Origin of the sequence: Psychrobacter sp. AOP22-C1-C5 (assembly GCF_052378885.1) — a bacterium.
In the GTDB taxonomy this organism is placed as follows: domain Bacteria; phylum Pseudomonadota; class Gammaproteobacteria; order Pseudomonadales; family Moraxellaceae; genus Psychrobacter.
The window spans coordinates 77,836-96,145 of the sequence record NZ_JBQSYC010000003.1 but is presented as its reverse complement, the minus strand read 5'-3'; the positions used below and the strand labels follow the sequence as shown (position 1 = coordinate 96,145).

General features: G+C 43.4%; 13 protein-coding genes and 1 riboswitch. Of the genes, 4 read left to right on the top strand and 9 right to left on the bottom strand.

The genetic code is table 11. From position 1 onward, the window contains the following. Positions 1–57: 57 nt before the first annotated feature. The 3 genes from hemC to ACT3TH_RS05160 all read right to left on the bottom strand — a co-directional run bounded on the left by hemC (position 58) and on the right by ACT3TH_RS05160 (position 3,196). Positions 58–1,092: a hydroxymethylbilane synthase gene (gene hemC, locus ACT3TH_RS05170; protein ID WP_444754786.1), complete on the bottom strand. Its 1,035-nt coding sequence runs from the start codon at positions 1,090–1,092 to the stop codon at positions 58–60. Between the two features lie 223 nt (positions 1,093–1,315). Further along, positions 1,316–2,053, bottom strand: a complete 738-nt coding sequence (locus ACT3TH_RS05165; RefSeq protein WP_444754785.1) for a LytR/AlgR family response regulator transcription factor — start codon at positions 2,051–2,053, stop codon at positions 1,316–1,318. A gap of 117 nt (positions 2,054–2,170) precedes the next feature. After that, positions 2,171–3,196, bottom strand: a complete 1,026-nt coding sequence (locus ACT3TH_RS05160) for a histidine kinase (RefSeq protein WP_444754784.1) — start codon at positions 3,194–3,196, stop codon at positions 2,171–2,173. A gap of 239 nt (positions 3,197–3,435) precedes the next feature. Here ACT3TH_RS05160 and argH point away from each other — a divergent pair, with 239 nt between their 5' ends. Both argH and ACT3TH_RS05150 read left to right on the top strand, forming a co-directional pair. Further along, a complete protein-coding gene (argH, locus tag ACT3TH_RS05155) occupies positions 3,436–4,809 on the top strand; it encodes an argininosuccinate lyase (RefSeq protein WP_444755113.1) in 1,374 nt (457 codons plus the stop codon). 334 nt (positions 4,810–5,143) lie between these two features. Next, positions 5,144–5,434 (top strand): oxidative damage protection protein, encoded by a 291-nt coding sequence (locus ACT3TH_RS05150; protein ID WP_062843543.1) that lies wholly within the window; start codon positions 5,144–5,146, stop codon positions 5,432–5,434. Positions 5,435–5,524: 90 nt separating this feature from the next. Here the strand turns inward: ACT3TH_RS05150 and phoU are convergent, their stop codons facing one another. The 5 genes from phoU to pstS all read right to left on the bottom strand — a co-directional run bounded on the left by phoU (position 5,525) and on the right by pstS (position 10,827). Next, positions 5,525–6,310 (bottom strand): phosphate signaling complex protein PhoU, encoded by a 786-nt coding sequence (gene phoU / locus ACT3TH_RS05145; RefSeq protein WP_444754783.1) that lies wholly within the window; start codon positions 6,308–6,310, stop codon positions 5,525–5,527. 122 nt (positions 6,311–6,432) lie between these two features. Beyond that, positions 6,433–7,353, bottom strand: a complete 921-nt coding sequence (gene pstB / locus ACT3TH_RS05140; RefSeq protein WP_444754782.1) for a phosphate ABC transporter ATP-binding protein PstB — start codon at positions 7,351–7,353, stop codon at positions 6,433–6,435. A 154-nt stretch (positions 7,354–7,507) separates the two neighbouring features. Further along, a complete protein-coding gene (gene pstA / locus ACT3TH_RS05135; RefSeq protein WP_444755112.1) occupies positions 7,508–8,293 on the bottom strand; it encodes a phosphate ABC transporter permease PstA in 786 nt (261 codons plus the stop codon). A gap of 183 nt (positions 8,294–8,476) precedes the next feature. After that, positions 8,477–9,430: a phosphate ABC transporter permease subunit PstC gene (pstC, locus tag ACT3TH_RS05130; RefSeq protein WP_444754781.1), complete on the bottom strand. Its 954-nt coding sequence runs from the start codon at positions 9,428–9,430 to the stop codon at positions 8,477–8,479. A gap of 218 nt (positions 9,431–9,648) precedes the next feature. Then, complete coding sequence (gene pstS / locus ACT3TH_RS05125) at positions 9,649–10,827, bottom strand: phosphate ABC transporter substrate-binding protein PstS (RefSeq protein WP_444754780.1); 1,179 nt, start codon at positions 10,825–10,827, stop codon at positions 9,649–9,651. Between the two features lie 346 nt (positions 10,828–11,173). Further along, a riboswitch (TPP riboswitch) is annotated at positions 11,174–11,304 on the top strand. A gap of 243 nt (positions 11,305–11,547) precedes the next feature. Between pstS and thiC the strand changes: the two genes are divergently transcribed. Both thiC and ACT3TH_RS05115 read left to right on the top strand, forming a co-directional pair. Continuing rightward, entirely contained in the window at positions 11,548–13,677 is a 2,130-nt protein-coding gene (thiC, locus tag ACT3TH_RS05120; RefSeq protein ID WP_444754779.1) for a phosphomethylpyrimidine synthase ThiC, read from the top strand. A gap of 213 nt (positions 13,678–13,890) precedes the next feature. Further along, entirely contained in the window at positions 13,891–17,100 is a 3,210-nt protein-coding gene (locus ACT3TH_RS05115; protein WP_444754778.1) for an autotransporter domain-containing protein, read from the top strand. A gap of 251 nt (positions 17,101–17,351) precedes the next feature. Here the strand turns inward: ACT3TH_RS05115 and ACT3TH_RS05110 are convergent, their stop codons facing one another. Then, positions 17,352–18,206, bottom strand: a complete 855-nt coding sequence (locus ACT3TH_RS05110) for a hypothetical protein (RefSeq protein ID WP_444754777.1) — start codon at positions 18,204–18,206, stop codon at positions 17,352–17,354. Positions 18,207–18,310 lie beyond the last annotated feature (104 nt).

Here is an 18,310-nt window from a genome sequence, read left to right as displayed (position 1 = left end):
AAAATTGGCTCAATGACAGACTGATATATAACAGCCTATAGCCAAACTACTGACGTATTATTCAGGCTGATAGATCGCTGATAAAATGTCGCCCGCACCATCCGCAAGCAACATATTGGCGACATCAATACCAAGCTGATTGGCTTGTACTTCTTGTGCGTCTTGCGTCCCAACCAACGTTACTCGTTTTTCAGCTTTTAGCAGCTCACTACCATCCGCTTGACCGACTCGACCTCGTAGCCACAGCACATTACCAAGATCATTATTGCCATTTTCGCCGTTGTCATCATTATTCGCATCGGTTTCATTCGCCATTTGTAAAACAGCATAAGCGGCAATTGGCACCTGACAGCCACCGTCCAAATGACGGTTTAGGGCGCGCTCAGCGATAAGGCGAATACGGGCTTTGTCATCATTAAGCGGTGCTAGCAGTTTCAATACTTCATTATCACCATCACGACATTCGATTGCTAATGCACCTTGTCCAACCGCTGGCAAGCAAGTATCAATCTCAAGCTCGCAGCGTATGCGTGCGTCCAGCTCGATACGCTGTAAGCCACTGGTTGCCAAAATGATGGCATCGTACTCGCCAGCATCCAGCTTACCCAAACGGGTACCAACATTGCCGCGCAAGGTCTTGATCTGTAAATCTGGGCGATACGCTTTGATTTGACACTGACGGCGCAAACTTGACGTTCCAACGACCGCGCCTTGTGGTAACTCATCAATACTCTCGTAAGTGTTGGAAACGAAAGCATCCGTTGGTGAAGCGCGTTTACAATAGACACCCAACATCAAACCTTCAGGCAGTTGCATCGGTACATCTTTCAATGAATGTACCGCAATGTCTGCCTGTCTGTCATAAAGTGCTTGTTCAAGCTCTTTAACGAACAAACCTTTTCCACCAATCTTGGCCAAAGGTGTGTCCAAAATCTTGTCACCCTTAGTGACAATTTTTAGCAATTGAATCGTCAATTTGGGATACAGCTCAAGTAAACGGGCGCGAATATGCTCAGCTTGCCATAACGCTAACGGGCTTTGACGCGTGGCAATCGTGAGGGTAGTTAAAGCAGGTTGCTGCGAGTTGCTCATAAAGGACCTCGATAAGTTCGATACTATTAAGTTCGATATTATAATGTCAGTATTCAAATACCAGTACTCAAATATCCGTACTGAAAAATACTGCAGTCTCGCCATAGAACATGGGCGATATCAATGATTGATAGTAAATGCTGACGCAAAAAAAATACCCCTATTTAAGCATAAATAAGGGCTTGATGATATGGGAGGATTCTATCGATGATAACACGTCAGGCTACATGCTCTGAATTTTATCACGTAACGCTGGCAAGTGACGACGGCTGACTGCCAATGTATCATCAATGCCTTTAAAACGTATCTGGTACTGTCCTGCATCCAGCGTCTCTAAAAAATCCAAAAAACTGAGATTGATAATCGCATTGCGATGGACACGAAAAAGCTTGTCGCCAAACTCTTGCTCCAGCTCTTTTAGCGTCTCATCAATCAGCAAAATACCTTCTTTATGACGTACTTTGACGTATTTTTGATCTGCCGTAAAATAATAAATATCTTTGAGTTTAATCAACTCAACACCGCGGTGGGTACGCGCAGCAATGTGCTCGCGCACTGGGCGCGCAGTTGGGTCTGCAAGCTTACGGATCTCATTTAATTGCGCCGCGTTTAGGTTCTTGGCTTTGTCCAAAGCCTCTAACAATTCATCTTTATTGGCAGGCTTTAATAGATATCCGATTGCGTTGGCTTTTAAAGCTGCTATCGCATAATGATCGTAAGCGGTGACAAAGATAATGGCTGGTGGATGCTCAAGCTTGGCAAGCTCTTGAGCACAGCGTACACCGTCCATCTCAGGCATCCGAATGTCTAACAATATAATGTCAGGCTGCTGACTTTTTACAGCAATAATGGCTTCTATTCCTGTTTTGGCCTGAGCAATCACTTGATGACCTGATTCTTGTACAATTCTGACCAAACGCTCGCGCGCTAGTGGCTCATCATCACAAACTACAATACGCATGCAAACTCCTATCTTCGGACAGTCCTGATATGTTTTAATCGTACGGGCATTAATGCAATAAGTATGCCATGCTTATCTATTCAAAAAAGGAGAGAGTCAGCGGTAAAAAATTAGAGATTATAAGCCGGCATCATGCAAAGGATAGTCAATCACAGTGATGATATCGGTGCTGGTTACCACGCTATTGATAGTGGCGCTATGACCAAAATAGGCCCGTAGACGCTCAGCTTGAATATAAAAATCCATATGCTGACGCAAATCATGATTAATAATAAGGGTCTTTTTGGGCAGCTCAACGCAAACTGTAATCACAACTCGATGCTGCTGCCATGTCGCTTTAATATCAATATAGATGGTCTCAGTGGTCATCTCAACCACATTGATCAGCATTTTTTCTAGCACACTTTGTAACGCTAAGGCCGTAATGACCATGTCGTACATGATGTCTTCGTCAGGTAACTGCCAACTTACCTCAAGCTTATCTGACAACCGGCTAGATTCAATCGCCAGATAATGCTCACAAAGCGCAATCTCTTCTTCAAAGCTGATCTCATGAGGTCCTGTAAAACTGGCACGAAATAGCGCGGAAACGTGTTGTAATAAGGACGCAGCTTTTGGTGGGTTAGATTCGATAAGCGACACAAGCGTATTTAAAGTGTTAAAGAAAAAGTGCGGAGCAATGCGCGCTTTTATCAAATCATTTTGAGTGGCCAATTTATATTCAAACGATAACTTAAGCGCATTAAGCTCACGATGATTACGCAAAAAATACAGCAGAAAGACCACTGTAAATCCACCTGTAATTAAAGTATCAAATAGCAGGCTAAACACAAACTCTTGGTAATTATATTCAATCCAGCGCATATTTACCATGACTAACATCACTAAAGTCATCGCTACGGTAGAAGCAAACATCATTATCATTACAACACGCATGCTTACGCTCAAAACGCTGGCATTTTTGAAGGTAGGGCGCAGATAGTCAACCAGATATAGTGAAGGTATAACGATTAGGGTGTTTTGAATAAACCTGCCTAAAAAATTAATCAAAAATTCTGACCAAGTTGCTAAGCCGTGGCGCTCAATGATAGTAAGAAATAGCGACCAAAAAAAGATGTACAGCAGCCACTGCCAAGGTCTCATGATCTCCATGAGCTTGGGAATAAAAAACTCTAAGCGCTCCGCTAGTAAGGCAACCTCATCCTTTGCTATACTTGAGTTCTTATTCTCTTGACTTGTCTTGTACTCATATGAATGCCAATTCTTCAAACCATAGTAATCCCGAATCAAATATAAATGCCTCTGTTTCTGATTCTAGCACAGATGCTTCTATAACAAATAACGCTTCACAAAACATCCCTGCCACCAGTCAGGGTCAGCAGATGTGGGGTGGCAGATTTAGCGAAGCGACCGACAGTTTTGTGGCAGCTTTTACCGCCTCTGTTGGTTTCGATCAGCGTTTTGCGCGTCACGATATTCAAGGCTCTATTGCTCACGCGACCATGCTAAAGGAGTGTGAGATCTTAACGGCTGATGAAGTAGCGACCATCATCGAAGGTCTTCAGCAAGTACTGCGTGAAATCGAAGCGGGCGAGTTTAACTGGTCCATCGCACTTGAAGATGTGCATATGAATGTTGAATCGCGTTTAACTGACATTGTCGGTTCAGTTGGTAAAAAGCTACATACGGGACGTAGCCGCAACGATCAGGTAGCCACTGATATCCGTCTTTGGTTACGTGAAGAAACAGACAACATCATCGCGTTGTTGGTGCGCCTGCAAAGCGGTCTGCTTGATCTGGCAGAACAACACACCACGACCATTATGCCAGGCTTTACTCATTTACAAACCGCACAGCCTGTCAGCTTCGGTCATCACGTTATGGCATGGTTTGAGATGTTGTACCGCGATACCGAGCGTCTGATCGATGCGCGCCGCCGTATCAATCAGATGCCACTTGGTAGCGCAGCTCTTGCTGGCACAACGTTTCCTATCGATCGCACCATTACCGCTGAGATACTGGGCTTTGAAGGCATTTGTCAAAACTCGCTTGATGCGGTATCAGATCGTGATTTTGCCATTGAGTTCACCTCAGCCGCCTCTATTCTCATGATGCATATGTCACGCATGAGCGAAGAGATTATTTTGTGGATGTCAGCACAGTTCAATTTTGTGCAGATACCAGATCGCTTCTGCACTGGCTCCTCTATCATGCCGCAAAAGAAAAACCCTGATGTGCCTGAATTGGTACGCGGTAAAGCGGCACGCGTGTTCGGTCAACTTATGACCCTGCTTAGCCTGATGAAAAGCCAGCCACTTGCCTACAATAAAGACAACCAAGAAGACAAAGAGCCACTTTTTGATTGCGTGGATACTTTGACTGGCTCATTGCTGGCCTTTGCTGATATGCTACCGAACATCAAGCCAAACGTTGAAGCTATGCGCGCCGCCACTATGAAAGGCTATGCAACAGCGACAGATTTGGCAGACTACTTGGTACGTAATGGTGTGGCATTCCGTGATGCGCATGAAGTGGTCGGCAATGCCGTTGCTTTAGGTATTGCCGAGGGCGTTGATTTGAGTGAATTGTCTTTGGCGCAGTTAAAACAGTTCAGCGATGCCATTGGTGATGATGTGTTTGACTACCTCACGTTAGAAGGCTCATTGGCCGCTCGTGACCATTTAGGCGGTACAGCACCTAATCAAGTCAAACAAGCCGTGATCAATGGACGTGCGCGCTTAAAAGCATTTGCTTAATATCTTGATTAAGCTGTTTGCTTCATCTTTGTATAAAAAACACCCGTCTCAGTAGCGGGTGTTTTTTATTTGTCATACCACCTGCAAACTATAATCAGTTCAAAATAAAAGAGACATACTTATAATAGCGTTCTGCTGTTATAAATTTTCCTTGCTTGCTGTGTACTTCGCACTCCAAAGGCTTTGAAAAATATATAACAGCAGCAGTAAACTCATTTTGAAGTGAATTGGCTATATACACCAGATACCCTTTGCTAAATCTGTCAAGACCGTTATCATAGATAAATATGCCTATTCGATGTCACCACTTACTATAATAAATAAGGAATGCCTTATGACTGAGACTTTTAATCCACAGGCCAATACTGTGTTTTGCCGTAAATATAAGCAAGAATTGCCAAAAATGCCGCACCCGCCCTTCCCTAACAAAAAAGGTCAGGAGCTACAAGAGACGGTATCCGATAAAGCGTGGAAAGAATGGCTTGAGCATCAAACCATGCTGATCAACGAAAATCACTTAAGTATGATGGATCCTGAAGCCAAAAAATTCTTAACAGAACAGCGTGACAAGTTTTTGGACAATGAAGACTATGAGCGTGCACAAGGCTGGACACCAGAGAGCTAGTCATAGCCTTTTCTAGTTTTCTTTATAAAAGACAAGCCAAAAAAACGCGCTATTTCACTATAGCGCGTTTTTTTGAGTCGATTTTTATGATTATTGATTGGTGTCTTTATCCAATGACTCAAAATCAGGTACGGACGTAGTACTTATTTGACGCGCAGCCATACGGTCATTGGCTTCTTGTACGGCTTTTTCGACCTTGGTATAGTCTGAGTGACGTACATCTTGACCACTAATGTAATTGATGACCAACTCTGCCAAGTTTTGGGCATGATCGCCAATTCGCTCAAGCGCGCGCAACACCCACATAACATTAATCACTTTTGATACATGTCGTGAGTCTTCCATGATATAAGTCATCAAAGCGCGAATGGCTGATTGGTACTCATCATTGACTACGTCATCATTGCGCATGACTTCAAACGCCTGCTCAGCATTTGACTGACTAAAGGCTTCTAGCGCGTTGTGTAGCATCAGACGAACTTGATTGCTGAGATGTTGAACCTCAGCGTAGCCATAAGATGATTTGCTTTGTAACGCAATTTTACTGGCCATCTGAGCAATTTTGACCGCTTCATCACCGATACGTTCTAAATCGACCACGCCTTTACTGATGGACATTACCAAGCGTAAATCGCTGGCAGCTGGCTGGCGTTTGGCTACCAATAATAAAATATGTTCATCCAGCTCAACTTCCATCCGATTGATTTCAAAATCCATATCGATGACTTCTTGCGCGAGCACCTCATCTTTGTCAATAAGCGCATGGACGGCTTTGGCAACTTGGTTGGCCGCACTATCACCCATGTATAAAAACAGACGAATGGCTTCATCAAGATCTTGATCGAAACTTTTGGAGATATGCTTATCACTTTGCATAAGAGGTATTCCCTGAAATCCATATTTTAGGAGCGCGGTCTGCTTCTTGGGTCAAACGTATCGACTCATGATATGTGTTGAAATTGGCTATCGAGCATCCCGTGCCTGCTCAAACCTTAGTATTAACCATAGCGACCAGTAATATAATCTTCCGTCGCTTTTTGATTCGGTTTGGTAAATATCTGATCCGTCTCGCCCATCTCAATCATATCGCCCAAGTACATATAGACGGTGTAGTCTGACACGCGCGCGGCTTGTTGCATGTTATGAGTGACGATGGCAATGGTATAGTCATTCTTTAAATCTTCAATTAAGTCCTCGATAGCACCTGTTGAGATAGGATCGAGTGCTGAGGTCGGCTCATCGAGTAACAACACTTCAGGCTTGGTGGCGACACTACGCGCGATACAAAGACGCTGCTGCTGTCCACCTGATAGAGACAATCCAGACGCTTTTAGTTTGTCTTTTACCTCTGGCCATAATGCTGCTTTTTTCAGCGCCCATTCGACGCGATTATCCAGCTCCGCTTTGCTCAACTTTTCATAAAGGCGTACACCAAAGGCGACGTTGTCATAGATTGACATTGGGAACGGTGTTGGTTTTTGAAACACCATACCGACTTGGGCGCGTAGTAAATTCACATCAATGTCTTTGGCCAAAATGTTTTTGCCATCTAGGTTAATATTGCCTTCTGCACGCATGCCTGGATATAGATCATACATACGGTTAAAGGTACGTAGCAACGTAGACTTACCGCACCCTGACGGACCGATGAAGGCAGTTACCTTTTTGTCCGGTATATCGATATTGATATTTTTTAACGCTTTAAAATCACCGTAATAGAAATTCAAATCACGAATCTCCATTTTGGCAGGGGGCATGTTTTTTGGGATGTCATGGAGCGTTTGTTTGGTCAGACTGCTGATGTCTGGCTGTTCTTTATGGCCGCTAGTAGACTTGGATCTAGTTAACAGATTGCCTGTTGTCTCATTGAAGCGATCAGCCGTCTTTTTTGTGCGAACTTTGCTTACGACGTCATTCATAGTCTTATCCAACCTAGCTCAATTAAAATTTATATAAGTTTAAGTAAATGCTGAGTATTCATAGTACTTAATGTTCATAGTACCTAATATTCATAGTGCTTAGTAGTTACAGTGTTCAGCATTTACCTAGTATCATGCGCTCTATTGTCAGTATTTACTTGACCTGACCTCTACTACCAATGTATCTGGCGGTAATATTCAACACCAATACAGAAGTGGTAATCAGAAGTGCTGCTGCCCATGCAAGTGTGTGCCAGTTTTCGTAAGGACTCATCGCAAACTGATAAATGGTATTGGGCAAGTTGGCCAGCGGTTGACCCATATCCGTACTGAAATATTGATTGTTCAGCGCAGTAAATAGTAACGGTGCTGTCTCACCAGTGATACGAGCAAACGCCAATAATACACCTGTGGTCAGACCCGCTTTTGCCGCCTTAATAGTCACCTGCGTCACCATTTTCCACTTAGGCGTACCCAGTGCATAGGCCGCTTCACGGATACTGTTTGGCACCAGATTGAGCATGTTTTCGGTGGTACGTACGACTACAGGGATGACAATCAATGCCAATGCCAACGCGCCTGCCCAACCAGAAAAATTTTGGCCTTTTACCATTAGTGCATAGATAAAGAGACCGATAACAATTGATGGCGCTGAGAGCAAAATATCATTTAAAAAGCGCGTCACTTTGCCAAGCATACTGCCTTGAGAGAATTCAGACAAATACACACCTGTCATCAATCCAATCGGTGCGCCAATAAACAATCCTGAGAACGCCAACATGATTGAACCGACGATGGCATTACGCAAACCGCCTGGACTCATCGGCGGCGGCGTATCGGCGGTAAATACTGGCAGTTGTACGATGCCTTGAAAGCCTTCAACAAACAGTGTAAATAGAATCCAAAATAACCAAAACAAACCAAAAACCATCGCCGACATTGCAAAGCCTAGACCAAGTTTATTGGTCCAGCGGCGCTTGTTATAGAGGCTTCGGTTATAACGACCTTCAAAACCTGTGTTAACTGGCAGTGGCGCATTGATTGTATTGTTAGAAAGCATAAAATTTGTGTCCCGTTTTTTTGTCAATACCGATAACCATCAAAATCTCAGGCCGCCGAATGACTATCGGTTGCCTGCTTTATTGTCCATGCGCATGAGCATAAGCTTCGCAAGAGACAGCACAATGAAGGTAATGACAAATAGGATTAAGCCTAAATGTAGTAAAGAAGCCAGATGTAGCTCACTAGAAGCTTCAGCAAACTCGTTCGCCAAGGCTGAGGTAATCGTGACGCCCGACGTAAACAAACTTGGACTGATGTTAAAGGCGTTACCAATTAAGAAAGTCACTGCCATCGTTTCACCCAGTGCTCGTCCCAGTCCCAAAATGACACCGCCGACGACACCCGCTTTGGTATAAGGCAAGATAATCTTGAACATAACTTCCCAAGTCGTCGCGCCCATGCCATAAGCTGACTCTTTTAATAAGTCTGGCACAACAGAAAAAACATCACGCATGGTGGCAGCGATAAAAGGAATAATCATGATGGCAAGCACCAATGATGCGGTGAACAAGCCCAGTCCCATTGGCGCACCAGTGAACAGCTTACCAATAATAGGCAACGGCCCCACATGTTCAATAAACCATGGCTGAATATGATCGCCAAAGAAAGGCGCGAATACAAACAATCCCCACATACCATAAATAATGGAGGGGATACCTGCCAGCAGCTCAATAGCAATGCCAAGAGGTTTCTTTAAAAACTTAGGGCACATCTCAGTCAAAAATATGGCAATACCAAAACTGACTGGTACGGCAATCATAATGGCAATAAACGATGTCACTAATGTGCCGTAAATAGGCGCTAACGCACCATACTCATTAGAAACCGTATCCCAGTTATTGCTGGTATAAAAGCCAAGACCAAATTCTTGAATGCTCGGCCATGCTCCAACGATTAAGGAAAGTAAAATACCGCCTAGAGATAAGAGTACAAGTATGGCAAAAGCCTTGGTTGCATTGACAAACAACGTATCGTAACGTCTTTGTTTAGCCAATTGGGACCTTAAGTCATTCATAAGTGTCTCAGCATTGAATAGATCGAGTCAAAATATTGGAAGAATTACGCAGGTTTTATGACAACAAACTTAAAAAGCAGAAGTGGATATGTTTATCAGTACAATCCATCAAGATGAAGATTAAATTTGCTGTGATAAAACCTCTCAAACCACTACCGGAGAATAGTGATTTGAGAGGGTAACTGGAACATTATTAAACAATGATTAGAATAAACTGGTTACTGTGCTGGCTTATAAACAGGTTGTCCATCGCTGCCTTTTACGTCATTCCATTTTGCTTTGAATAGTGCTACAGCAGTATCTGAGAAAGGAACATAATCTAATGCCATGGCATCATCATCGCCTTGGCTATAGGCCCAATCAAAGAAGTTCAATACGCCAGCCACTTGCTGAGGATTCTCTGGTTGTTTGTGTACCAAGATGAATGTCGCTGCAGCGATTGGCCATGCTTGAGCAGTTTCAGAGTTGGTAATAACTTTGTAAAAACCTTCTTCTTTTGACCAGTCAATGTCACCTGCCGCTGCAAACGTTTCTGCAGAAGGCTGTACGAAGTTACCAGCTGCGTTTTTAAGCGCTGTGTGTGACATGTTGTTTTGTTTAGCGTAGGCATACTCAACATAGCCGATAGAGTTTTTCATACGGTTGACGTAGCTTGAAACGCCTTCGTTACCTTTACCACCAGCACCAGTCGCAGACGTTGGCCATTTAACCGTTTTATCAACACCGACTGTATCCTTCCAATCAGTTGAAACTTTAGCCAAATAATCTGTGAAGTTAAAGGTTGTACCTGAACCGTCTGAACGGAATACTGTCGTAATAGCTGCATCAGGTAGCGTTAAATCTGGGTTCAATGCTGTGATAGCAGGATCATTCCATTTGCTAATTTTACCCAAATAAATATTGGCTAGGGTTTCACCATCCAACTTCAACGCGCCTGGCTCAATACCATCGATATTAACGATTGGTACTACGCCGCCGATGACCGTTGGAAACTGAATAAGACCCGCTTCCTCAAGCTCTTCAGGAGTCATAGGCGCATCAGAAGCACCGAAGTCTACTGTTTTTGACTGGATTTGTTTGATACCGCCAGAAGAACCGATTGATTGATAGTTAACCTGACCACCAGTGTCAGCGTTATAGTCAGCAGACCATTTAGCATAAATAGGCTGCGGGAACGAAGCGCCAGCGCCTGTGATGTTCATTGCGATATTTTCAGCAGATTTAAAACCTGTGCCAGCAGCAGGGGCGGCACCGGTAGTTGCATTGCCAGTAGTTTCAGTGGTTGTAACAGGAGCACTACTAGTATCAGCAGCTGGCTCTGTCGTATCAGTCGATTTGTTACATGCCGTAAGTACTAATGTACAGCTGACGGCCACTGCTAATAATGAATAACGCATGTAGGACTCCTAAAGTTTAACAACGATACAAAAAAACATTGTTTGTGACATGCGGGATATATTGACAAGTTTTTATGACAGTTTGATGACAACCACTTTTATCTTTCATTTTCGCTCACATTCATTAAACCTTTTTTCAGGCGTCTATCGTCAATAGTAAAAAACAGATAGGCGACATGATGGTACGTGAGTGGTACATATTTTTCTTGCTTGCTGCGTTATTGCTGACCGAAGCTGCGGGGGATTTGTATCATTCATGCTGCATTCCCTTTTTAGCAGAATATCTTTCCTAAATACCATTAGCCGTCAGGGTAGAATTTTGCTAGTATAAAGTTGATTTACAACACTGACAGACTCGGGGTGCGGTGTGTTATTGGCCTACTTTTTTAAAGTAGTCGCCTTGATACATTCGCTGAGAGATCACCCGCCGAACCTGATGCGGTTAGTACCGACGCAGGGAAGTCTTAAGCCTATGTTCTATATGTACAAAGGGCGCGCAGAAATGCCTTTTTATTATTGCCAATGTTTAGCAGCGTTTTTATCTGCGGACGTATGGTTTTAATAATTAGCTGTGCCTAGCAATCGTCTAAAGACGACTTACCACTTTCAGTGCGATAGTCTGTCTGCTTTATGATTGCATTTGTCTGTATCCCATAGCGCCACCCCCGCAGCTACTGGCGGTGTTGATTTTATTCAAAAACCAACACGCTAGGACAGCATATGACACATTCAAACGTACAGACCACCCAAATCTACACTCCAGATAATGACACGTCTGCTATTCCGAAACCTGCTGATAAGTCGAGCAGTAAAACGGACAAAAAATCAGAGGCGCTAAAAACCCCTGCCCACCGTGCAGCAGGTGACACGCGTTTTGAAGAAGACGCTCGCGATCTGCATCGTATCCTCCCCGCCTCCAAAAAAGTCTATATCGAAGGCACGCGTCCTGATATTCAAGTACCCATGCGCGAAATCACTCTTGATCCAACACCTATTCAAGGCACGGATGAGGCAAATTGGGAACGAAACCCACCGTTTTATGTTTATGACACTTCAGGTGTTTATACCGATCCCACCGTCGATATCGACTTAACTCGTGGCCTACCAAAATTGCGCGCCGACTGGATTGCAGAACGCGGCGACACCGAACAATTAAACGGTTTATCCAGCTCATACGGACAAGCACGCGCCCGCGATATCAGCACAGCCAACCTAAGATTCGCTCATATCGATAAGCCACGTCGCGCTAAGACAGGCAATGGTTTCTCAGGCAATGTCACGCAAATGCATTACGCCCGTTGCGGCATCATCACGCCTGAGATGGAATATATTGCCATTCGCGAAACCCAAAAGCAGCATGAGCTGACCGATAGGCGTCAACATGAAGGTGAAAGTTTTGGTGCCAATACACCCAAAATTATCACGCCTGAATTTGTGCGCAGTGAAGTTGCTGCTGGACGCGCCATCATCCCTAATAACATCAATCACCCTGAGTCCGAACCGATGATTATCGGTCGCAATTTCTTGGTGAAAATCAATGCTAATATCGGTAACTCAGCGCTTGGTTCTTCCATTGATGAAGAGGTATCAAAAATGACATGGGCGACGCGTTGGGGCGCGGACACTATCATGGATTTATCAACGGGCAATCATATCCACGAAACGCGCGAATGGTTGATTCGCAATTCGCCTGTGCCGATTGGCACCGTACCCATTTATCAAGCACTCGAAAAAGTCGATGGTGTAGCAGAGGATCTCACATGGGAGATTTTCCGTGATACCTTGATTGAACAAGCAGAACAAGGCGTTGATTACTTCACCATTCACGCAGGTGTCCTGCTCCGCTATGTACCGCTGACCGCGAATCGCTTAACAGGGATCGTGTCCCGTGGTGGCTCTATCATGGCGCAGTGGTGCCTTGCGCATCATAAAGAAAGCTTTTTATACACGCATTTCGAAGATATCTGCGAGATTATGAAGCAATATGATGTGGCATTTAGCTTAGGTGATGGTCTGCGTCCTGGCTGTTTGCAAGATGCCAATGACGAAGCGCAATTTGGCGAACTTAAAACCTTGGGTGAGTTGACCAAAGTGGCATGGCAACATGACGTACAAGTCATGATTGAAGGGCCGGGACACGTGGCGATGAACCGTATTAAAGAAAATATGGATTTACAGCTTGAGCTGTGTGCAGACGCGCCATTTTATACGTTAGGACCTTTAACGACTGATATTGCACCAGGATACGATCATATCACCAGCGCCATTGGTGCGGCGATGATTGGCTGGTTTGGTACGGCCATGCTTTGCTACGTCACCCCTAAAGAGCATTTGGGTTTGCCTAATAAAAAGGACGTCAAAGACGGCATTATTACATATAAGATTGCCGCCCATGCCGCTGACCTTGCAAAAGGACATCCCGGCGCACAGGCACGTGACAATGCCTTATCCAAAGCACGTTTTGAGTTCCGCTGGGACGATCAATTCAATCTGGCGCTTGATCCTGATACGGCACGTGAATTTCATGACGAAACTTTGCCAAAAGACGCTCATAAATCCGCGCACTTTTGCTCCATGTGTGGACCAAAATTTTGCTCCATGAAGATCACCCAAAACGTGCGTGATTATGCAGCAGGACTGGACAAAGATGCAGCTAATCAAAAAGTGATTAACAAAGGAGTCACGCCACAAACGGGCGACTTAACGGACATAGGTCATCAGATTAAAGAAGTAGATACTGAACTTGTAGGGCAAGTAGGCGAAGCGAGTGCTGAAGAAGTACGTCAAGGTATGGCGGAAATGGCTGGGAAATATCATGAAGAAGGACGTCAGTTATATAAAGAGGTTTAACGGACGCTAGTATAAAAATATTAGAGAATAAAGCTCGAACCTAATTATTAGGTTCGGGCTTTTTAATAAGAATATAGTTGATAGCTTATGTGCGTATTTTAGAATATAAACATTTGTGTAAAAATAGATAGACAAATCCATTACTTAGAGTAAGATACGGGTAACTTTACAAGCAATTGTTATGTCCTCACTGTCTACTGTTAAGGTACATTTATGAATCATGTCTATCGTGTTGTTTTTAACCATTCTCTAGGTGTTTACCAGTGCGTGTCTGAGCTTGCCAAATCGCGCGGTAAGTCTTCTGGTAAGTCTCAAGTCGCGACCAAGCTTTTACTTACGCCACTAGCTGTAACTGTGCTTTGTGCTTCTGGTTCGGCGCTGGCAGTTACCTATGACAATGGTCAGACGACGACGATAAATGATGATGCATATTTTGTTGAAAATGATACGGTTAGCAATCAAGGAACTGAACTAGTAGTCAATAAATTAATCTTGGAAAAAACAGAAACAGGACAGCCCTCAGAGCTATTTATTAATAATAAAGGTACTGTTACTGCCAATGACATTACTGGCGTGGTAGGCAATGCCACCATTAAAGTATCTGGCCAAGGTAGTTCTTTCAATGCACAAGGTATACTCATTGGACAAAACGACGGTAGTGGTAATTTATCGGTAAAGAGCAATGGTTCAGTTACGGCGGATAATCTTTGGCTTGGCAATCAAGAGCTCAATGCCCAAGGTGGCAATATAGGCAATGTAAATATTGACAACGCTATCGTTAATATCGCAAACGAAGTTCTAGTAGGGGCAGAAACTCAAGGGAACTTGAACCTAACCGAACAGTCTCGATTAACCGCAAACCAGATGCGTATAGGCTATAACGAAGGCTCTGTAGGTGAAGTTGTTCTCGATAAATCAACTATGAGCATTGGTAATAATGGTCTAGCTGTTGGTTTATTTGGAACAGGCACACTTGACGTTAAAAATGGCGGTAGTGTATCCGTAAATAGCCTTATGACAGTGGGAGATGCTACAACAGGAGTTGGTACTGTTAATTTAAATGGCGGCTCAAACTTTTTTACGAGTAGCATTGATAGTGAGCGTCTCGTAATAGGCGGAGAAGGCAAAGGCATCGTAAACATTAACAACACTTATGATGTTGATAATGAGGCTTGGTCTATTGGAATGGATATCTCAGAAGATACCATTATTGGTGATACTACAACAGGTATCGGTGAGCTCAATATTGATAGTGCTTTTGTCGATGCTGGTAACCTTATAGTTGGTAATGCAGGGTCAGGGACTCTAAGGGTTGTTAATAATGGATTTTTAGGTGTTGATAATATTTCGCGTGGTGTTAATTCGGTACTTTCTGATGTTTATTTTGATGGATCTACTCTAAACGTTGGAGCTCAATCAAATTTATTTGCTAATTTTACTGATAAACAACGAATTGAGATTGGAGCAAATGGGCTGAAGTTTGAAGTTAATGACGATATTACTATCAATCCTAATGCTGTTATAACAGGCAATGTTGGTTCTGTAGACTTTGAAAGTGGCAAGGGAGGATTTTTAAAAGTTGGTGATAGCACGTTAACAATGTCTGCTAACAGCAAGCAATGGATAGGTGAGACACTAATTACAGAAGGTGTTCTTCAGTTAAATGGCAACTATACTATGGCGGCAAATGAATCGCTAGGTATTGCCCTTGATGTCGAAGATGAAGGTAATTTGAACAGCTATGGTAAGTTATTGGTTAATGGTACGGCTAATATAAGTAAGGGCGAATTAAAGATCCATGCTTCTGATGCTATCCAAAACCTATCTGGCAATAACGAATGGAAGGATATCGTCAAGGCTACCACTCGCGTAGGTGAGTTTACAAAAATAAGTGACAACAGTCCATTAGTAAGCTTCTATGCAGACTATAGCGATCCTAATGCTGTTCATCTAAAAATGGGCGCACCTACACCGCCAGTAGTCACACCTGAGCCGCCAGTAGTTACACCTGAGCCACCAGTAGTCACGCCTGAGCCACCAGTACTCACACCTGAACCGCCAGTAGTTACGCCTGAACCGCCAGTAGTTACGCCTGAACCGCCAGTAGTTACACCTGAGCCACCAGTAGTCACGCCTGAACCGCCAGTAGTTACGCCTGAGCCACCAGTAGTCACGCCTGAGCCACCAGTAGTCACACCTGAACCGCCAGTAGTCACACCTGAACCGCCAGTAGTTACGCCTGAACCGCCAGTAGTTACGCCTGAACCGCCAGTAGTTACGCCTGAACCGCCAGTAGTTACGCCTGAACCGCCAGTTACTGATACTACATTTGTAGAGTCAGTCAATACTCAATCACAACGTAATGATGTAGGCATTGCTTACGCTCTAGACCGCGCTATTCAAGATCAAATTGCAAATGACGATAATGATCTGGCGAAAACACTTATTAGCTCAACCACCAATTTTAATCAGAATCAGTTAGCAGCCGCTGCTAATCAGCTACAACCCTTATTCATGGGTGCAACCAACCGTATCATTACAGATACTAACTATGCGGCAAGTGAAGCCGTTACTGAGCATCGCGCTACTACAACTGAGCGAAATGTTTGGGCGAAACTGATCGGTAATACAGGCAGTCATGATGCCGAAAACGGAGTCACAGGCTACGAAGCAGATAGCTATGGTGCTATTGTTGGTTTAGATATGCCGATAAACAGTGACCTTAATTTAGGTGTAGCAGTGTCTTACATCGACACTGATGCCGACACCGATGGTGGCCGTCTGGATCACAAACTGACTGCCAAAAACTGGCAGGTCTTGGGCTACGGTAACTATGCAGCAGGTGAGGCAACTCATGTGAACTTCCATGCTGGTGCTGGTAGTAGTTCGGTTAAAGGCGAGCGTCACTTGTCTATCTTGACTAACGCTATTGCTCGCTCTGACTACGATGTCGATACCTTACGAGCGGGATTGGGGGTCGATCATCGCATTGGTAGTGAACAGCGTCATGTAACACCATTTGCACAAGTAAATTATGCGCAAGCGAAGAGCGATAGTTACCGTGAAACAGGCGCTGGCGTTTATAACTTAAACGTCGATGAAAACAGATACGAGTCCATGCGCTGGACGGCAGGTCTAAAAATGTCTCAATATCTTACGCCGCAGTTTGCTATTACAGGACAGTTAGCAGCCGCTATCGAAAATGGTGATCAGAATTCAGACATCACTGCGAGCTTCGTTGGTTTGTCGAATGACCGTTTCACAACAATTGGACAAGAAGTTGGACGTGAGATTGGTATCGTAGGTATTGGTGTCAGCTACATGCCTACTCTTAAAACTACTCTATCTGCTGGCTATCGCAGCGAGTGGCGTGAGAACTATGATGACCAAGGTGCTAGTATCGCGCTTCAAACCACCTTTTAAAACATAGTCTTATCATTGAAAAGCCTGAACCTAATTATTAGGTTCGGGCTTTTTTGCATTGGCTTTTAAATCGTTAAGAAATAAACGCTTAATATGACGACCAAATAAATGTAGCAGGTAGTTATATAAAAAGGTGTAGGTCAACGCATCGTGACCCAAAAGTACCAATGAAAAAAGCTCAGATCCGATTACTGAATCTGAGCTTTCTATGCTTCGATAAAATATCAATTTTTATTATCAAACATATTTTATTAGGCGTAGTTAAAGATATAGCCATTATTGTCATTTGGAGTGGTAAGTAAAATAGTGCCACCTTCATCATCTATTAATCTTATGCCGCTAGCTACCCCATCTTCTAATGGGCATCGTTGAGAGCTCGCATCAATGATGGCGTCAACTACAGTAAACTTGGAGTTATTATTATTTTTTAACGTACCTCGAATAATACATTGTCTGGTGTCAATAATATTAAAAGTACCACCTTTATTGACAGTAAAAGTACCACTACTTATTCCAAATGTCCCAGCAAGTACGCCTGTGCTTTGTCCTACCTGTTCACTAATTTCCTGTTTTTCCGGTAGAGTAGTTCTTGCAAGTACTGAGTTAGTGTTGACGGCAAGGGTATCCCCAAAATCAATTACATATATTAAATTTAAAGCATTATTCGCTACTGTTTCAACAGAAAAGTCAAACACCCTACGAGTTCTATTAAGTACACTAAAGTCAGTACTTTCTGAGTTGTAGCTATAATTAACTGTATTCTCACTAAAGGTTCCATGCATTAATCCATAAGATACTTTATCTGGTAAAGGGTCTAATTGATTGCCTTGTAAATCAATAGTGTTGTTATAAATCATCCAATATTCACCGCTATCATCTACCACCAAACGTTGCACTACATTGTTAGTATCATGAATATTTCGTAAATCTGACTTACCATTAAAGGCAAATCCAAATACTTGGTTTTGAGGTCTGTCTGGCTTTGGCAGCTCAGGAGTTGGTAAAACGGGCGCTGATGGTAGACTGACATTATTATTACTGTCGTTTCCACAACCAGAAATTACTAGCATAGAAGCTAAAGCCAGACTCAAGTAACGTATATTCATTGATATATCCATTCAGATTAGTAACTATTTGATTTAGCAATAAACTTAATTCTGTTAATAATAGATAAAAATTGATACTTAACCAATACAAATAAATACATTTA